Origin of the sequence: Streptomyces carpinensis, assembly GCF_002154505.1 — a bacterium.
GTDB lineage: Bacteria > Actinomycetota > Actinomycetes > Streptomycetales > Streptomycetaceae > Streptomyces > Streptomyces carpinensis.
This window is the reverse complement of record NZ_MUBM01000645.1, coordinates 1-723: the sequence shown is the minus strand read 5'-3', so window position 1 is coordinate 723 and position 723 is coordinate 1. Positions and strand designations below refer to the sequence as shown.

Genomic DNA, 723 nt, shown 5'->3' with positions numbered 1-723 from the left:
GGCGAGCGTCAGATGCAGGGTGTGCAGGTCCCCGTGGGGGGTCTGCTCCTCGGGCGCTGCGTTCAGGGCGGCCTTGATCATGTGGTTGCACTCGAGTGCGGTGAACAGGTCCTCTTGCAGTGGGGTGGGCTGGTCGTCGGCGAGGGCGGTCAGCAGGGACTCCCGCAGGAGCGCCTCGCGGTGCTGCTGGGCCGCCTTGTGGAGCGCGCCCGGCATGTCTATCAGTGTCACGGTGACGGTCGGCCCACGGCAGGTGACGGAGGTGCCCCAGCCCGGTGACGGTGGCGGCGCGGTGCCCGACCACAGTTCGAACCACACGGTCTTGACGTCCTCGCCCACGTGTACGCCGTAGTTGGAGGCGAGTTGCTCGACCATCCCCAGTCCCCGCCCGGTGCTCGCGTAGGTGCTGAAATCCTGGGCGACCAGGCCGCGGGAAGGGCGGCGATCGCTGACATGGACGTGCGCCCTGCCGTCGGTGGCCCAGGCCCGCACTTCGACCTCGGTGTTCGCATGGACCACCGCATTGGTCACCAGTTCACTGACCAGCAGCTGAGCGGTGTCCACCACGTCCGAGGGGCTCTGGTCCAGGGCGTCCCGCACGAACCGCCGCGCCGACGACACGCTCTGCGGCCGCGGAGGCAGGCGGCATACCGGAGCCTTCCCGGGACTGGGGCTGGCCATGAACCAAGTGTCCCTCCCTCGCGCGACCGATGCCGCCGCGGG

Annotated in this window: 1 protein-coding gene; it reads right to left on the bottom strand. The window is 70.1% G+C overall.

The features are described 5' to 3' along the window. The coding region (locus tag BZY54_RS47470) for an ATP-binding protein (protein ID WP_143668397.1) at positions 1 to 681 on the bottom strand (681 nt) is incomplete at its 3' end. Between the last annotated feature and the right edge of the window lie 42 nt (positions 682 to 723).